Annotated in this window: 15 protein-coding genes; 6 read left to right on the forward strand and 9 right to left on the reverse strand. The window is 62.4% G+C overall.

Annotated elements, in window-relative coordinates; genetic code table 11:
• Positions 1–210 precede the first annotated feature (210 nt).
• From IVB42_RS26655 to IVB42_RS26670, 4 genes are all read left to right on the forward strand, one after another.
• The gene (locus tag IVB42_RS26655; protein ID WP_085351899.1) at positions 211–861 is read left to right on the forward strand and encodes a hypothetical protein; all 651 of its coding nucleotides are present in this window, start codon (positions 211–213) and stop codon (positions 859–861) included.
• A gap of 299 nt (positions 862–1,160) precedes the next feature.
• Positions 1,161–3,104 carry a PrkA family serine protein kinase gene (locus IVB42_RS26660; protein ID WP_018454065.1) on the forward strand — a complete coding sequence of 648 codons (1,944 nt, stop codon included), beginning with the start codon at positions 1,161–1,163 and terminating at the stop codon, positions 3,102–3,104.
• A gap of 19 nt (positions 3,105–3,123) precedes the next feature.
• Complete coding sequence (locus tag IVB42_RS26665; protein WP_247397577.1) at positions 3,124–4,401, forward strand: YeaH/YhbH family protein; 1,278 nt, start codon at positions 3,124–3,126, stop codon at positions 4,399–4,401.
• Positions 4,398–5,933: a SpoVR family protein gene (locus IVB42_RS26670; RefSeq protein WP_007613791.1), complete on the forward strand. Its 1,536-nt coding sequence runs from the start codon at positions 4,398–4,400 to the stop codon at positions 5,931–5,933. The genes IVB42_RS26665 and IVB42_RS26670 overlap by 4 nt, the downstream gene beginning before the upstream one ends.
• A 215-nt stretch (positions 5,934–6,148) precedes the next feature.
• Here the strand turns inward: IVB42_RS26670 and IVB42_RS26675 are convergent, their stop codons facing one another.
• The 6 genes from IVB42_RS26675 to IVB42_RS26700 all read right to left on the reverse strand — a co-directional run bounded on the left by IVB42_RS26675 (position 6,149) and on the right by IVB42_RS26700 (position 8,791).
• The gene (locus IVB42_RS26675) at positions 6,149–6,586 is read right to left on the reverse strand and encodes a DUF1801 domain-containing protein (protein WP_085352024.1); all 438 of its coding nucleotides are present in this window, start codon (positions 6,584–6,586) and stop codon (positions 6,149–6,151) included.
• Positions 6,587–6,588: 2 nt separating this feature from the next.
• Positions 6,589–6,807, reverse strand: a complete 219-nt coding sequence (locus IVB42_RS26680) for a hypothetical protein (protein WP_085385331.1) — start codon at positions 6,805–6,807, stop codon at positions 6,589–6,591.
• A gap of 44 nt (positions 6,808–6,851) precedes the next feature.
• On the reverse strand, positions 6,852–7,283 hold the full coding sequence (locus IVB42_RS26685) for an SRPBCC domain-containing protein (protein WP_085361497.1): 432 nt from the start codon (positions 7,281–7,283) through the stop codon (positions 6,852–6,854).
• Entirely contained in the window at positions 7,280–7,606 is a 327-nt protein-coding gene (locus IVB42_RS26690; protein ID WP_085361496.1) for a metalloregulator ArsR/SmtB family transcription factor, read from the reverse strand. Before IVB42_RS26690 ends, IVB42_RS26685 begins: the two co-directional genes overlap by 4 nt.
• 82 nt (positions 7,607–7,688) lie before the next feature.
• On the reverse strand, positions 7,689–8,138 hold the full coding sequence (locus IVB42_RS26695) for a DsrE family protein (RefSeq protein WP_085385332.1): 450 nt from the start codon (positions 8,136–8,138) through the stop codon (positions 7,689–7,691).
• Between the two features lie 32 nt (positions 8,139–8,170).
• Positions 8,171–8,791, reverse strand: coding sequence for a hypothetical protein (locus tag IVB42_RS26700; protein ID WP_018454073.1), 621 nt, complete (start codon positions 8,789–8,791; stop codon positions 8,171–8,173).
• Positions 8,792–9,094: 303 nt separating this feature from the next.
• Between IVB42_RS26700 and IVB42_RS26705 the strand changes: the two genes are divergently transcribed.
• The gene (locus IVB42_RS26705) at positions 9,095–10,645 is read left to right on the forward strand and encodes an SUMF1/EgtB/PvdO family nonheme iron enzyme (RefSeq protein WP_085385333.1); all 1,551 of its coding nucleotides are present in this window, start codon (positions 9,095–9,097) and stop codon (positions 10,643–10,645) included.
• Positions 10,646–10,662: 17 nt separating this feature from the next.
• Positions 10,663–11,106 (forward strand): DUF4399 domain-containing protein, encoded by a 444-nt coding sequence (locus IVB42_RS26710; protein ID WP_018454075.1) that lies wholly within the window; start codon positions 10,663–10,665, stop codon positions 11,104–11,106.
• Positions 11,107–11,110: 4 nt separating this feature from the next.
• Here the strand turns inward: IVB42_RS26710 and IVB42_RS26715 are convergent, their stop codons facing one another.
• From IVB42_RS26715 to IVB42_RS26725, 3 genes are read right to left on the reverse strand one after another with little or no spacing between them, the layout of a single operon-like run.
• Positions 11,111–12,166, reverse strand: coding sequence for a 2-oxoacid:ferredoxin oxidoreductase subunit beta (locus tag IVB42_RS26715; RefSeq protein ID WP_085351892.1), 1,056 nt, complete (start codon positions 12,164–12,166; stop codon positions 11,111–11,113).
• A complete protein-coding gene (locus IVB42_RS26720; protein WP_085385335.1) occupies positions 12,163–14,010 on the reverse strand; it encodes a 2-oxoacid:acceptor oxidoreductase subunit alpha in 1,848 nt (615 codons plus the stop codon). Before IVB42_RS26720 ends, IVB42_RS26715 begins: the two co-directional genes overlap by 4 nt.
• The gene (locus IVB42_RS26725) at positions 13,980–15,779 is read right to left on the reverse strand and encodes an FAD-dependent oxidoreductase (protein WP_247295015.1); all 1,800 of its coding nucleotides are present in this window, start codon (positions 15,777–15,779) and stop codon (positions 13,980–13,982) included. The genes IVB42_RS26720 and IVB42_RS26725 overlap by 31 nt, the downstream gene beginning before the upstream one ends.
• Positions 15,780–15,910: the final 131 nt, after the last annotated feature.

The following is a 15,910-nucleotide window of genomic DNA, read 5'->3' on the forward strand; positions in this document are numbered from 1 at the left end:
GGGTATGGGCGTCATATCCTCCAGTGTAACTCCGTCGCGATCATGGCGATCCGCGTAGAGGGAGCCGAGTTGCGTAAAAGGTCGTTGGCCGTGAGGAATCGGCTAGGCCCTTGTTGTGTAACGCCAGCTGCCTCGCCTCGCCGCCAGCGGCTGCGTGGAGTACTCATCAGCGGATTCCGGTCCGCCTGATGCATCGTGGCTCGGTCGCGAATGGCCATGCTGGGGGAAAGCATGCAAGCACATCATGACCGTCTGGCGCTCGCTGTCACAGACAGCCCCCAGTCGGTCACGTCGACCGGATGCGTCGATGCGTCCCACGATCTCGAAATCGGTCCATGTACGACCCAACTGCGGTTGCTGATCGTTGCGGGTTTCGCCATGACGCTGCTCAGCGCAACGCTCGCCTTGGGCTGGTGGAACGCTTTTGGCGATTACGACACGACGGTCGGCTATGCCGGCGTGGTGGCGTTCGCCGCGATGACCGGCCGGCTGATCTGGATGCTCCCCGCCGAGCGGGCATCGGTGGTGATCGTCACCCCCTATGGCATTCGCGACCTTCGCATCGGCAATGAATTTCTGCTGTGGGACTCGATCGCGGAGATTTCGGCTGAAGAACGCCGCGGGCGCAAGGTGATCGTGCTGACGCCGACGCCGGCCTTGCAGAGGCAGCTCTGCAGCATCCGCGGCTTGGCCCGCGGTGTGACGGACGATCGCATCGTCATCCGGTCGGAGGGCCTGGCGACCGATTTTGATACACTGCTGCGCGTTTGCCGCGACTGTCACGCCGCCGGCGGTCCACGCACCGCATTGCAGCAGGAAGATGAACGCGCCACGCAAGGCTTCGCCGCACAAGCGTCATAAGATCGCCGTTCGCAGACGGCTATGATGCGGCGCCGGATGAACGCATCCCCGGTAATGCCCGGATGTTGCGAGCGAGTGACATTTTCTGGAAATGAGCCAATATAGACAAAGATTCGCTCAAATATCAGGCAGGTGCCTGTTCGTAACTCACCCTGTGCCTACGTTGTGCGTTGCGCCGAGAAGGCGCCCGGGTGTCGAATGATCGTCATGTGCTCACGCTGATTCGAGAGTGGCGCTAAGGAACGGTCCGGTCGCTGCTTTCGTTCAATTGTGTAGCGGAACTCACGCGGAGAGGGATCATGTACAACGATTCTCTATTCAACGCTTTCGCTAAGTCGTTCGAGGCGAGAAGCCAACACGACATGTCGATGGCGGAGTATCTGGAATCGTGTCGAAGCGATCCCATGAAATACGCAAACGCGGCCGAACGACTGCTAGCAGCGATCGGTGAGCCCCAGACGATTGACACGGCCAAGGACCCACGCCTTGGCCGTATTTTTTTGAACCGCACGATCCGCACCTATCCGGCCTTCGCCGGCTTCTACGGCATGGAAGAAACCATCGAGCGCATCGTCGGTTTCTTCCGTCACGCGGCGCAGGGCCTCGAAGAGCGCAAGCAGATCCTGTATCTGCTCGGTCCGGTCGGCGGCGGCAAATCCTCGCTCGCCGAGCGGCTCAAGTCGCTGATGGAGGTGCATCCGATCTACGTGCTCAAGGCCGGCGACGAGCTCTCGCCCGTGTTCGAAAGCCCGCTCAGCCTGTTCGATCCGGATCAGCTCGGCCCAATGCTGGAAGAGAAATACGGCATTCCGCGCCGCCGTCTCACCGGCCTGATGAGCCCGTGGTGCTACAAGCGGCTGGAAGCCTTCGGCGGCGACATTTCCCAGTTCCGGGTTGCAAAGATCCAGCCGTCGCGGCTGCGCCAGATCGGGATCGCGAAGACCGAGCCGGGTGACGAGAACAACCAGGACATTTCCTCGCTGGTCGGCAAGGTCGACATCCGCAAGCTCGAAACCTACGCGCAGAACGATCCCGACGCCTACAGCTATTCCGGCGGCCTCAACCGCGCCAACCAGGGCGTGCTCGAGTTCGTCGAGATGTTCAAGGCGCCGATCAAAATGCTGCACCCGCTGCTCACCGCGACGCAGGAAGGAAACTATATCGGCACCGAGAATATCGGCGCGATCCCCTTCACCGGCGTCATCCTTGCGCACTCCAATGAAGCCGAGTGGTCGAGCTTCAAGGCCAACAAGAACAACGAGGCCTTCATCGACCGCATCTGCGTGATCAAGGTGCCGTACTGCTTGCGGATCACGGAGGAGCAGAAGATCTACGAGAAGCTGATCCAGGGCTCCGAGCTCGCGGCCGCGCCTTGCGCGCCCGCGACGCTGGAAACGCTGGCGCGGTTCTCGGTGATGTCGCGCCTGCGCAAGCACGAAAATTCCACGATCTACGCCAAGATGAGGGTCTACGACGGCGAGAGCCTGAAGGAGACCGATCCGAAGGCGCGCAGCGTCCAGGAATATCGCGATGCCGCCGGCGTCGACGAGGGCATGGACGGTGTTTCCACCCGCTTTGCCTTCAAGATCCTGGCTGCGACCTTCAACCACGATCCGCAGGAAGTCGCCGCCGACGCCGTGCATCTGATGTACGCGCTGGAGCAATCGATCAAGCGCGAGCAACTGCCCGAGGAAGTCGAGAAGCGCTACCTCGAATTCATCAAGGCCGACCTTGCGCCGCGTTATGCCGAGTTCATCGGCAACGAGATCCAGAAGGCTTATCTCGAATCCTACTCGGATTACGGCCAGAACCTGTTCGACCGCTACGTCGACTACGCCGATGCCTGGATCGAGGACCAGGATTTCAAGGACGCCGACACCGGCCAGCTGCTGGATCGTGAGCTTTTGAACCAGGAGCTGACCAAAATCGAGAAGCCGGCGGGCATCGCCAACCCGAAGGATTTCCGCAACGAGGTGGTCAAATTCTCGTTACGGTCGCGCGCCCAGAACGGCGGCAAGAATCCGACCTGGATCTCCTACGAGAAGATTCGCGATGTGATCGAAAAGCGGATATTCTCCCAGGTTGAGGACCTGCTTCCGGTCATCTCCTTCGGGTCGAAGAAGGACGGCGAGACGGAGAAGAAGCATGGCGAGTTCGTCGCACGCATGGTGGAGCGCGGCTACACCGAGCGTCAGGTTCGCCGGCTCGTCGAATGGTACATGCGCGTGAAGCAGGCCGGTTGAGGCGGATGGAAAAGTGCCGATTCACATTATTGACAGGCGCCTGAATCCAGGCGGCAAGAGTCTCGAGAACCGGCAGCGGTTCTTGCGTCGGGCCAAATCCCTGGTGCAGGGCGCCGTCAAGAAGACCTCGCAGGAACGCGACATCAAGGACGTCCTGGAGGGTGGCGAGGTCACCATTCCGCTCGACGGCATGCACGAGCCGCGTTTCCGCCGCGACGGCGGAACGCGCGACATGGTGTTGCCCGGAAACAAGAAGTTCATCGAGGGCGACTATCTCCAGCGCTCCGGCCAGGGCAGTGCCAAGGATTCCGGTCCGGGCGAAGGCGACAGCGAGGACGCCTTCCGCTTCGTGCTCAGCCGCGACGAATTCGTCGATCTCTTCCTCGATGACCTCGAACTTCCTGATCTCGCCAAGCGCAAGATCGCGCAGACCGAGAGCGAGGGCATCCAGCGCGCCGGCTACACCACGTCGGGCTCGCCATCCAACATCTCGGTGAGCCGGACGGTTCGGCGCGCAATGGCGCGCCGTATCGCGCTCAAGCGTCCCAGCAAGGAGGAGATCGAAGAGCTTGAATCCGCCATCGCTGCCTGCGCAGATGAGGACGAGCGTCTGCTGCTGCTAGCCCAGCTCGAAAAACTGAAGGCGAAATCCAAGCGCATTCCCTTCATCGATCCGCTCGACATCCGCTACCGCCGCTTCGAGACGGTTCCAAAGCCCGTTGCCCAGGCTGTGATGTTCTGCCTGATGGACGTGTCGGGCTCGATGTCCGAGCACATGAAGGATCTCGCCAAGCGCTTCTACATGCTGCTCTACGTATTTCTGAAGCGCCGCTACAAGCATGTCGACATCGTCTTCATCCGCCACACCGATCGCGCCGAGGAGGTGGATGAGCAGACCTTCTTCTATGGCCCGGCTTCCGGCGGCACGCTGGTCTCCAGCGCGCTGCAGGCCATGCACGAGATCGTGCGCGAACGCTTCAGCCCGTCGGACTGGAATATCTACGCTGCGCAAGCTTCCGACGGCGACAATTCCTATTCCGACGGCGAGCTCGCGGGCATGCTGCTGACCGACAAAATCCTGCCGGTCTGCCAGTTCTTCGCCTATCTCGAGGTCGGCGAGTCCGGCGGCAGCGCCTTCGATCTGTCCGACTCCTCGCTCTGGACCCTCTACGAGCGCTTGCGCAACAGCGGCGCACCGCTCTCGATGCGCAAGGTCAGCGAGCGCAGCGAAATTTTTCCGGTGTTCCACGAACTGTTTCAGCGCCGCGACACTGCCCAGGAGAAAGCCGCTCCATGACGGAACGCTTGTTCGAAGGCGCCGATTGGGATTTTCACACCTTGCAGCGCATCACGGATGCCTGCGAGGAGGTGGCGACGAAAGATCTCGGGCTCGACGTCTATCCGAACCAGATCGAAGTCATCACCGCGGAGCAGATGCTGGACGCCTATTCGTCGGTCGGCATGCCGCTGTTCTACAAGCACTGGTCGTTCGGAAAGCACTTTGCGTATCACGAGGCCTCATACCGCAAGGGCCTCATGGGCCTCGCCTATGAGATCGTGATCAACTCCTCGCCCTGCATCTCCTACCTGATGGAAGAGAACACGGCGACGATGCAGACGCTGGTGATCGCGCACGCCGCCTTCGGCCACAATCACTTCTTCAAGAACAACTATCTGTTCAAGCAGTGGACCGACGCCGATGGCATCCTGGACTATCTGGATTTCGCCAAGAACTACGTCATGCAATGCGAGGATCGCTACGGCCGCGTGGAGGTCGAGCGCACCCTCGATGCCGCGCATGCGTTGATGTCGCATGGGATCGACCGCTATCCCGGCAAGAAGAAGCTCGACCTCCGCGCCGAAGAGAAGCGGGCAGGGCGCCGCCGCCAGCACGAGGAGGAGGTCTTCAACGACCTCTGGCGCACCGTGCCGGCGGGAAAGAGCAAGACCCGGTCCGCGCTCAGCATCGAACGCCGCCGCAAGCTGCTCGGCCTGCCGCAGGAGAACCTGCTGTATTTCCTCGAGAAGAGCGCGCCGCGGCTGGCGCCCTGGCAGCGCGAGCTGTTGCGCATCGTCCGCCACATCGCGCAATATTTCTATCCGCAGAGCCAGACCAAGGTGATGAACGAGGGGACGGCGACCTACGTCCACTATCGCATCATGACCAAGCTGCATCAGCAGGGCCGCATCAGCGACGGCAATTTCCTCGAATTCCTGCAGTCGCACACCAATGTCGTGTTCCAGCCCGAATTCGATGACCAGCGCTTTTCCGGCTTTAATCCCTATGCGCTCGGCTTCGCCATGATGCAGGACATCGAGCGCATCGTCACCAGGCCGGAAGACGAGGACCGCGAATGGTTCCCGGACATCGCCGGCAAGAACGACGTGATGGGCGTGCTGCGCGACGTCTGGGCCAACTACCGCGACGAGAGTTTCATCGCCCAGTTCCTGAGTCCGAAGCTGATGCGGCACCTCCGCATGTTCCACCTGCATGATGACCCCGAGGAACGCGCCGGCATCCGGGTCGACGCCATTCACGACGAGCGGGGCTTCCGCCGCGTTCGGCGCGAGCTGGCACGGCAGCACGATGTCGGCTACATCGACGCGAATATTGAGGTGGTCGACGTCGATCTCTCCGGCGACCGGCGGCTGATCCTGCATCACCATGTCATCAAGGGCGCGCAGCTCAACGAGACCGACGCCAAGCGCGTGCTCCAGCATCTGGCCGATCTCTGGACCTACGACGTCGCACTGATCGAGGTCGACGCCAATGACAAGGTGCTGCGCGAATATGTCGTGAGCCCGCGCCCGATCTCGGCGGTGGCCTGACGCTGCTGACTATGCGGAGCAATACGGCGAGATGCGCGTTGATGCGCCCTCGCCCCTTGTGGGAGAGGGCGGCGACGCTCGGAGACACAAGCTCACTGCGGTGAGGGGTATCTCTCAACGTTTCCCGTGTCGATAGAGACCCCTCATCCGGCGCTTCGCGCCACCTTCTCCCACAAGGGGAGAAGGAAAGCGTTCGTGGCTCCACAACGGCTGTTCTATCCGGAACGTTTCGCCGGCTTCTTCTTGGACGCATTCAGCGCCACGGCTGCGCGGATCAGCGCCTTCAACGCCTTCTCGTTGATCTTCTCGCCTTCGCGAATATCGATCGCGCGCCGCACGTTGCCGTCGAGGCTCGAGTTGAACAGGCCGGCTGGATCGTCCAGCGCTGCGCCCTTGGCAAACGTCATCTTCACCACGGCCTTGTAGGTCTCGCCGGTGCAGATGATGCCGTCGTGCTCCCACACCGGAACGCCGCGCCATTTCCATTCCTCGACGACGTCAGGATCGGCCTCCTTGATCAGGCCGCGGATTCGTCCGAGCATGTCGCCGCGCCAGTCGCCGAGCTCCTTGATCCTGCCGTCGATCATCCTGGATGGCGAAGCGCCATCCGCCTTCGTCGCGCTGCTGTTTTTCACGGTGACGGCCTTCTTCATGTTCACGCCTCTTGTCGGGCGCCGCGGCGGCGGCCGAGATATGGCAGCGCGAACATGTAGAGTCCGGTCGCAAGCAATGGGATCAATGGGACGAAGGCGAGCAAGCCGATCCACGTCGCCTGGACTTGCAGCGTCAGGGCGACGATGTTGGCGATGACGGCAAGCGTGAAAGCGATCGACAGCCAACGATGGATCTGTCGAACCCACATGTTTCCGGTCAATGAAACCTCCTCTTGAGATGATTGAATGAAGGCCGGCGGCCGAGCTAGTCTGCCCTTGCCAGCAGCTCGTCCAGCTTGGCGAGAAACTGCTTCCAGCCGGCATGCGCGCCGCCAAAAGCCTGCTTCTGCGTCGGGCTGAAGCCCGCTTGCTCGACGCGCAGATGCGTGCCTGCGCCCGCCGGCGTCAGCGTGAAGGTCACGACACTCTTGAGATCGAACGCCGCGTCGTCATGCGAGAAATTCCAGGTGTAGGCGAGCGTCTTCTGCGGCTCGATGGTGAGGACCTCGCAGTCCAACACGCCGCCCCACTCGCCGCGAAGGTTGAAGCGGTGGCCCACGGTCGGCTTGAAGTCGTTCTTCATCAGCCATTCCTCGATCAGATGCGGCTGCGTCAGCGCGCGCCAGATCCGCTCTGCCGGAAAGGCATATTCGCGCTCGACGACGACAGATCGGGTTTCGGTGGGGGATTCGTTCATTGGTCCATCCTCTTCAGGAGATCGTCGAGCGCATCGAGCCGGTTCTGCCAGAATCCGGTCATCTGGCTGGTCCAGTCGATCAGCGGATTGAGCGCGCCGGGCTGGGCGCTGTAATGCGTCTGCCGCCCTTGATGCCGGTCGCGCACCAGACCAGCCTGCTTCAGCGCGCCGAGATGTTTTGAGACTGCGGGCTGGGAAACGCCCGACAGTGCTGTCAGGGCTCCGACCGTCTGTTCGCCCTCGCGGCACAATCGCTCGAAGATCGCCCGACGAGTGGGGTCGGCGAGCGTCCTGAACAGAAGGTCGTGGGCGATGGCGGGCATAAAATCCATAACCTGCAAGTTATGGATATATTCATAACCCTGGGGTTATGGGTACGTCAAGGGGGATGTCGAGCGCGCGCTCCTACGGCCGCAGATAGAGATAACCCTGCGACTGGAGCTCGGCCAAACGGACGACGCCACCCTTCTCCGCGCTGACGAAGCCCGGCAGGAGATCCGTGAGCGTGACGTTCTGCGCCTTCATCGTGTTGCCGCAGGCGGCAAGCTCGACGCCATCCTTGGAAAAATCGCCGACGCGCTTGCTAATGTCAGGGTTGGCCTGCGCCGAGTGAAACGCCTTCAGTGCCGGGCCGTGGATCACCAGCGCGATCGTCACATGGTCGGGGCCGCCGACGCCATCGATGTGGTTCTGGATGTTGCCGAGGACGAAGTTGACCTTCTCGGCATCGCTCAGGTGATAGACCACCTTCAGCTTGTTGCCCGTGCCGGCCTCGGTCGCGGCCTTCGCGCTGGAGGCGCCAAGTGCCGCGCCCAGGCCTGAGACGGCGCTCCACAAGATGTTCCGGCGGTTCATGACGATCTCCCCTCGATTGTGCCGGACACATATCATTTGTGGCGGAGCGCGGCGAGTTCCTTGCGGTCGGTCACGAGCGAGGCGCATTCCTTATTGTCCGTTCGATCTAGGCGGAAAATCCCGTCGTCGGCCCCGGCGACCAGTGACAGTTCGGCATCGTCGTCCGGCTTGTTGTTCTGCCAGACCCTGACCCGCGCCAGCCGCACGATCGCCGATTTGTCGTCCTTCGAGAGCGCGACGCCGATGCCGCCGCCCTCGCAGTCGACGCCGCAACCGAGGCGGATTTCGGTGCCGTCCTTGGTGAACACAGCGTGATGACAGGAGCCGCTGGAATCGAAATCGCCGGAGCGGTGACGATATCTGAAGCCGAGGCGGAAGGAGTTGTGGAACTGCTTGTCTTCGGTGTCCATCTCCGCCGAGATCAGCAGCTTCATCGAGGCGACCTTCTGCTTCGGATGGTGCGCCAGATGCTCGGCATCGTAGCGGCGCACGAAGCAGGCATAGGCCTTGTTGCCGGGTTCGCCGGCATACATGCGCGCGTTGAAGGTTTCGGCTTCGGCCTTGATGGCCTCACGGATATCGTCGGCCTCCTCGGCGTGAGCGGCGCCGCCGAGCGCGGCAAGGAAGACGGCCGCAACGAGAAAAGACTTCATGATGGCCTCGCGTGCAGCAGCTGAGCTGTACGCTGTAGACGCAGCCCCGGTGCGACGCGTTCAACGTCCGCACAGCTGACAGCATCATCGCAGGGCGGAGCGAGGTGATTAGTTCCACGCCGGGCATTAGTCGTCGGTGGGGTCCTGAAGGTTCATTCGACGTGACGCCTTCGCCTTTCGGAACTCGGCGCCTGCGATTCCACGGACATTGCCCGATTCCATCGATGTGATAGCCTTCACAGACGATCGCCTTTGGCAGTCGTAGGCTGGGGTCTGCCTTTGCAAGTTTGTGGAGTCCCCGCAATGGGCGAAATTCGCAACTTCAGATCCGGGAATGACGAGCCGCCTTCGCACGGCCCTATGCCTCGTCGCCTCGCGGCCATCATTGTCGGTGACATCGCTTCCTACAGCCGCCTGATGCAGGCCGACGAAGAGGGCACGCACGTCCGCGTCAAGCGGATCGAGCGGGATCTCATCCAGCCCAGCATCGTCGAGCACAACGGAAGTCTGGTGAAGACGACGGGCGATGGCTTCATCGCGATTTTCGACAGTCCGGTCGAGGCCGTCCGATGCAGCATCGTCATCCAGCAGAATCTCATCGGCCGCAACGCCTCGCTTCCGAAGAACACCCGGATCGAGTACCGGATTGGCGTCAATCTCGGTGACGTCATCGTGGAGCCTGACGACGTCTACGGCGACGGCGTCAATATCGCCACGCGTATCGAGGGCATCGCCGAGCCAGGCCAGGTCTTTATCTCCGGCGCGATCTACGAGCAGATCAAGCACAAGGTCGTGTGCGGTTACGAGTCGCTCGGGGACCGCAAGGTCAAGAACATCACCGATCCCGTGCGCGTTTATAAAGTTCTGCCGGATGCAGACGCGGTCGGCAGGACGCGGGGGCGGCGCGAGAATGCCCTGATCTTTCTCCTGGGTATCACGCTGTCGGTGATGGCCGCCGGCGTGCTGTGGTATCTTCTGGCTCAGGCGCCGGGCAGGGTAGGCGAGCAGGCCGCCGTCACTCCCGCCTCTCCTGCCGCATCGCCGAGCCCGCAGCCTCCGCCGCGCGAAGCGGCGCCGCAGACGCCGCAGCCTTCTCCCTCGTCGGCTTCATCATCTCCATCGCCCGCTCCGGCGCCAAATCAATCGACGAGTCAATCGGTAAGTCAATCGCCGATTCCCGTCCGCGAACCCGAGATGGTCGCCATTCGCGGCGGCAGCTTTGCGATGGGAAGCAACGACGACCCGACCGAGCGTCCCGTCCATCAGGTGACGGTGAAGCCGTTCTCGATCAGCAAATATCCCGTGACCGTGCAGGAATGGAACGAGTGCGCCGCTGCAAAGGCGTGCAGCTTCACCGCCATCGGCAAGGACGATGCGCCGGTCAGCAATGTGAGCTGGACCGACGCGCAGCAATATGCGGCCTATCTCGCCAAGGCGACGAAGAAGACGTATCGGCTTCCGAGCGAAGCCGAATGGGAATATGCCGCGCGGGGCGGAACGCAGACCAGATATTGGTGGGGCGACAAGCTGCAGCCGGGCATGGCCGGTTGCAAGGATTGCGGTGATCTCGCGGCCGAGCAGCCAGCGAAAGTCGGCAGCTTCAAGCCGAACCCGTTCGGGCTCCACGACATGGGCGGCGGCGTCGATCAGTGGGTCGAGGACTGCTGGCACAAGACCTATCAGGGCGCGCCCACCGACGGCTCGGCATGGAGCAGCGGGGACTGCAGCGCTCATGTCCTGCGCTCGGGCTCCTGGAAGAACGATTCGAGATATGTGCGGCCGTCCAACCGCGATGGCTACGACACCAATGTTCGTTACCCCACGCACGGATTCCGCGTGGCGCTCAGTCCTTAAGTGGTGGAGTTGGTTTGATGCAGATCCTTCGTTGCGTCGCGCTGGCGGCGGCGCTCGCATTGCTTCCGGGGGCAGCCTTTTCGCAGGGCAAGGCAGCGCCCAAGGACGCAAAGCTCTATTTCATCACCCCGCGTGACGGGCAGAAGGTGCGCGGCGGATTCTGGGTCCGGTTCGGCTTGCGCAACATGGGAGTGACCCATGCCGGCGACGAGTACCAGAACGCCGGTCACCATCATCTGCTGATCGACGTCAACGACCCCATCGATCCCAAGGAGCCGATCCTGCAGGACAAGTCGCATCTGCATTTCGGGGCAGGGCAGACCGAAACGCTGCTCGAGCTTCCGCCCGGGACGCACACGCTTCAACTCGTGCTGGGCGATGCCAAGCACTATCCGTTCGAGCCGCCCATCGTGTCGGAGAAGATCACCATACGCGTCCGGCAGCCGGCCGCGGCACGATAGGCAATCACCGCAGGCTGGCGTTGAACTTGTCCAGCGCCGCCGAGCCGGGGCAGAGCGTGTCGGCTTCCAGCGTGTTGAGCGGCGTTTCGACCGTGTTGAGATGCTCGTGCAGGTCTTCCGCGTCGGGATCGACATAGAGCAGGCCGGTGACGATCTGTCCCTTGGCGGCGTGCTTTTGCAGGAAGGTTTGGGCGCCGAGCCGGTCGTGCGGATCGTAGTCGGCATCGATCTTGCGCAGCGCGATCCTGCTGCCGTCATGCTGCTCGACCATTTGCACGGTGCCGGGTGCGTAATCCACCGCAATCGGATCGCGGCTGACCAGCACATCGAGCCGGTTCACCGCGTCATTGTGCTCGCGGACATAGTCGAAGCTCTTGGTCGAGCCGGCATGGTTGTTGAAGGCGATGCAGGGGCTGATGACGTCGATGAACGACGCGCCCTTGTGGCGGATCGCGGCCGCGATCAGCGGCACGAGCTGGGTCTTGTCGCCGGAGAACGAGCGCGCGACGAAAGTCGCCCCCAACTGCAGCGCGATCGCGACGAGGTCGATGGCGTTGTCGGTGTTGGTGACGCCCTTCTTGGACTTCGAGCCGCGGTCGGCGGTCGCCGAGAACTGGCCCTTGGTCAAACCGTAGACGCCGTTGTTCTCGACGATATAGGTCATGTTGACGCCGCGCCGGATCGAATGCGCGAACTGGCCGAAGCCGATCGAGGCGGAATCGCCGTCGCCGGAGACGCCGAGATAGATCAGGTCGCGATTGGCGAGATTGGCGCCGGTCAGGACGCTGGGCATGCGGCCGTGCACGGAGTTGAAGCCGTGCGAATTGCCGAGAAAATAGTCCGGCGTCTTCGACGAGCAGCCGATACCCGAAATCTTGGCGACCCGGTGCGGCTCGATCGAAAGCTCATAGCAGGCCTCGATGATGGAGGCCGTGATCGAGTCATGGCCACAGCCGGCGCACAGCGTCGAGATCTTGCCCTCGTAATCGCGATGGGTGTAGCCGAGCTCGTTCTTCTTCAGCCCGGGATGGTGGAATTTCGGCTTTGCAATGTAGGTCATGACACGGCCTTGCGGAGCGGGGTCACCTTGATGTGATCCTGGTGGTCGCCAATGGCTTTTGCGATGAAGCGGGCGGTGATCGGCGAGCCGTCGTAATGCACGATCGGCACCAGCCGCACCGGGTCGATGCCGTTTTCGTTGACGATGAGCTGGCGCAGCTGGCTGTCGCGATTCTGCTCGACTACATAGACGAAATCGTGCTCGGCGAGGAAGCTCGCCACGCTGGAGTGGAACGGGAAGGCGCGGATGCGCAGGCGGTCGAGCTGATGCCCGCGCGCTTCAAGCAATCCGATCGCCTCGTCCATCGCCGGCGTGGTCGAGCCGAAATAGATCACGCCGTATTTGGTTGGCCGTTCCGCATTGGCCTGGAGCGGCCGCGGCACCAGATCCTGCGCGGTCTCGAACTTGCGCATCAGGCGCTGCATGTTGTCGGCGTAGACCGAGCCTTCTTCGGAGTAACGCGCATAGCGGTCACGCGACGTGCCACGGGTAAAATAGGAGCCCTTGGTCGGATGCGTGCCGGGATAGGTTCGGTAGGGGATGCCGTCGCCGTCGACGTCGAGATAGCGGCCGAAATCGCGGCCTTCGTCCAGCATCTCCGCGGTCATCACCTTGCCGCGGTCATATTGCTTGGCGTCGTCCCATTTCAGCGGACGGCAGAGCCGGTGGTTCATGCCGATGTCGAGGTCGAGCATCAGGAAGATGGTGGTCTGGAGCCGCTCGGCGAGATCGAAAGCCGCGGCCGCGAACTCGAACGCTTCGGCGGGATCCTCCGGGAACAGCAGCACATGCTTGGTGTCGCCATGTGAAGCATAGGCGCAGGCGATGATGTCGCATTGCTGGGTACGGGTCGGCATGCCGGTCGAGGGACCGGCGCGCTGGATGTTCATGATCACGGCCGGGATTTCGGCGAAATATGACAGGCCGATGAACTCGGTCATCAGCGAGATGCCGGGGCCGGAGGTCGCGGTGAAGGCGCGCGCGCCGTTCCAGGAGGCGCCGATCACGATTCCGATCGAGGCGAGCTCGTCCTCGCCCTGCACGATGGCGTATTTCGCCTTGCCGGTTTCCGGGTCGTGCCGGTACTTCTTGCAGTGCGCGGTGAAGGCCTCGGCCACGGACGAAGACGGCGTGATCGGATACCACGCGCACACCGTGGCGCCGCCATAGACGGCGCCGAGCGCGGCGGCGCTGTTGCCTTCGATGAAGATGCGGTCGCCGACCTTGTCGGACTTCTTCACCCGCAGCCCGGTCGGGCATTTCAGGTTTTGCAGTGCCCAGTCGCGGCCGAGATGCAGCGCGTGGACGTTGGACGAGAGCAGCTTCTCCTTGCCCTTGTACTGCTCGCCGATCAGCTGCTCGATCAGCTTCGGATCCATGTCGAGCAGCGCCGAGAGCGCCCCGAGATAGATGATGTTCTTGAACAGCTGGCGCTGGCGCGGATCGGTATAGGTCGAGTTGGTGATCGCGGTCAGGGGGACGCCGATCACGGTGATGTCGTCGCGGAATTTGGTCGACGGCATCGGCTTGGTGGAATCATAGAACAGATAGCCGCCGGGCTCGATGCCGGCGACGTCCTTGTCCCAGGTCTGCGGGTTCATGGCGACCATCATGTCGACGCCGCCGCGGGCGCCGAGATGGCCGTCTTCGGTCACCCGCACCTCGTACCAGGTCGGCAGGCCCTGGATGTTGGAGGGGAAGATGTTACGGGGGCTCACCGGAACGCCGTGGCGCAGGATCGCGCGCGCAAACATCTCGTTGGCGCTGGCCGAGCCGGATCCGTTGACGTTGGCGAAGCGGACGACGAAGTCGTTTACGCTGCTGATCGGCTTTTTGTCGGACATGCTGAACCTGCGTGAGTCATCTCGATCAAATATTTCTGCATGTCCCAGGCGCCGGTGGGGCAGCGCTCGGCGCACAGCCCGCAATGCAGGCAGACATCCTCGTCCTTCACCATCACCCGCCCGGTCTTGAGGTCGCTGGAAACATAGAGATCCTGGTCCGGATGCAGCGAGGGTGCTTTCAGGCGCTGACGGAGATCGCCTTCCTCGCCGTTGTCCGTGAAGGTGATGCAATCCATCGGACAGATGTCGACGCAGGCATCGCACTCGATGCAGAGCGAGGTCGAGAACACGGTCTGGACGTCGCAGTTCAGGCAGCGATGAGCTTCGCCCAGCGCCAGCTTGACGTCATAGCCGAGCTCGACCTCGGTGCGGATGTCCTTCAGCGCGATCACCTTGTCGCGATGCGGCACCTTGTAGCGCTTGTCGTTGGAGATGTCGTTGTCATAGCTCCATTCGTGGATGCCCATCTTCTGCGAGGAGATGTACACGTCGGGCAATGGCCGCTCGGTGATGTCCTCGCCCGAGAGCATTTTGTGGATCGACAGCGCGGCGTCATGGCCCTGCGCCACCGCCCAGATGATGTTTTTCGGCCCGAACGCGGCGTCGCCGCCGAAGAACACCTTCGGGTTGGTCGAGACGAAGGTTTGCGGATCGACCTTGGGCATGTGCCATTTATCGAACTCGATGCCGCAGTCCTGCTCGATCCAGGGGAAGGCGTTCTCCTGGCCGACCGCGACCAGCACGTCGTCGCATTCGATGGTCTGGTCCGGCTCGCCCGAGGGCACGAGGTTGCGGCGGCCCTTGGCGTCATATTCGGCCTTCACCTTCTGGAAAGTGATGCCGATGAGCTTGCCGTTGTCGTGGACGAAGGCTGTGGGCACGAGGAAGTTGAGGATCGGGATGTCCTCGTGGAGCGCATCTTCCTTCTCCCAGGGCGAGGCCTTCATTTCCTCGAAGCCGGAGCGTACGACGACCTTCACCTCTTCGCCGCCGAGGCGACGCGCAGTGCGGCAGCAATCCATCGCGGTGTTGCCGCCGCCGAGCACGATGACGCGCTTGCCGATCTTGTCGGTATGACCGAACGAGACCGAGGACAGCCAGTCGATGCCGATATGGACGTTGGCGGCTGCTTCCTTGCGTCCGGGGATGTCGAGCTCGCGGCCGCGCGGTGCGCCGGAGCCGACGAAGATTGCGTCGTACTTCTCCGCGAGCAGCGCCTTCATGCTCTCGATGCGATGGCCGCCCTTGAAGTCGACGCCGAGACCCAGGATGTAGCCGGTCTCCTCGTCGATGACCGAATCCGGCAGGCGGAATTTCGGGATCTGCGAGCGCATCATGCCGCCGGCTTGGGCATCGGCGTCGAACACGGTGCAGTGATAGCCGAGCGGCGCGAGATCGCGGGCGACCGTCAGCGAAGCGGGACCACCCCCCACGAAGGCAACGCGCTTGCCGTTCTTGGCCGAGGGGCGCGGCAAGCGCTGCGTGATGTCGTCCTTGAAGTCGGCGGCGACGCGCTTCAGGCGGCAGATCGCGACCGGCGTCTCCTCGACGCGTCCGCGGCGGCACGCCGGCTCGCATGGACGATCGCAGGTCCGTCCCAGAATTCCGGGAAACACGTTCGATTTCCAATTGATCATATAGGCGTCGCTGTAGCGGCCTTGGGCGATCAGTCGGATGTATTCGGGAACGGGAGTGTGCGCAGGACAGGCCCATTGGCAATCGACCACTTTGTGAAAGTAGTCGGGGGCCGCAATATCGGTCGGTTTCATTCCTACCCTGTCCGCGCAGGCTCAAAGACCCCGCGGCCTTTTCTTGAGCTTGCGAACGCTAACGCGCGGCGATCTGGTTTCTGAATGACGTCATTAGGTTAGCTTATTAGAACCGCTCCGAAGTACAACGG

The sequence above is a fragment of the Bradyrhizobium sp. 45 genome (assembly GCF_023073155.1).
Taxonomy (GTDB): domain Bacteria; phylum Pseudomonadota; class Alphaproteobacteria; order Rhizobiales; family Xanthobacteraceae; genus Bradyrhizobium; species Bradyrhizobium canariense_D.

Excerpts from the sequence above, each read along its gene's own strand:
- IVB42_RS26670 (WP_007613791.1), top strand. The coding sequence starts at position 4,398 with ATGACGGAACGCTTGTTCGAAGGCGCCGATTGGGATTTTCACACCTTG.
- IVB42_RS26660 (WP_018454065.1), top strand. The coding sequence starts at position 1,161 with ATGTACAACGATTCTCTATTCAACGCTTTCGCTAAGTCGTTCGAGGCG.
- IVB42_RS26705 (WP_085385333.1), top strand. The coding sequence starts at position 9,095 with ATGGGCGAAATTCGCAACTTCAGATCCGGGAATGACGAGCCGCCTTCG.
- IVB42_RS26715 (WP_085351892.1), bottom strand. The coding sequence starts at position 12,166 with ATGACCTACATTGCAAAGCCGAAATTCCACCATCCCGGGCTGAAGAAG.
- IVB42_RS26690 (WP_085361496.1), bottom strand. The coding sequence starts at position 7,606 with ATGCCCGCCATCGCCCACGACCTTCTGTTCAGGACGCTCGCCGACCCC.
- IVB42_RS26675 (WP_085352024.1), bottom strand. The coding sequence starts at position 6,586 with ATGAAGAAGGCCGTCACCGTGAAAAACAGCAGCGCGACGAAGGCGGAT.
- IVB42_RS26685 (WP_085361497.1), bottom strand. The coding sequence starts at position 7,283 with ATGAACGAATCCCCCACCGAAACCCGATCTGTCGTCGTCGAGCGCGAA.
- IVB42_RS26725 (WP_247295015.1), bottom strand. The coding sequence starts at position 15,779 with ATGAAACCGACCGATATTGCGGCCCCCGACTACTTTCACAAAGTGGTC.
- IVB42_RS26655 (WP_085351899.1), top strand. The coding sequence starts at position 211 with ATGGCCATGCTGGGGGAAAGCATGCAAGCACATCATGACCGTCTGGCG.
- IVB42_RS26695 (WP_085385332.1), bottom strand. The coding sequence starts at position 8,138 with ATGAACCGCCGGAACATCTTGTGGAGCGCCGTCTCAGGCCTGGGCGCG.
- IVB42_RS26710 (WP_018454075.1), top strand. The coding sequence starts at position 10,663 with ATGCAGATCCTTCGTTGCGTCGCGCTGGCGGCGGCGCTCGCATTGCTT.
- IVB42_RS26700 (WP_018454073.1), bottom strand. The coding sequence starts at position 8,791 with ATGAAGTCTTTTCTCGTTGCGGCCGTCTTCCTTGCCGCGCTCGGCGGC.
- IVB42_RS26720 (WP_085385335.1), bottom strand. The coding sequence starts at position 14,010 with ATGTCCGACAAAAAGCCGATCAGCAGCGTAAACGACTTCGTCGTCCGC.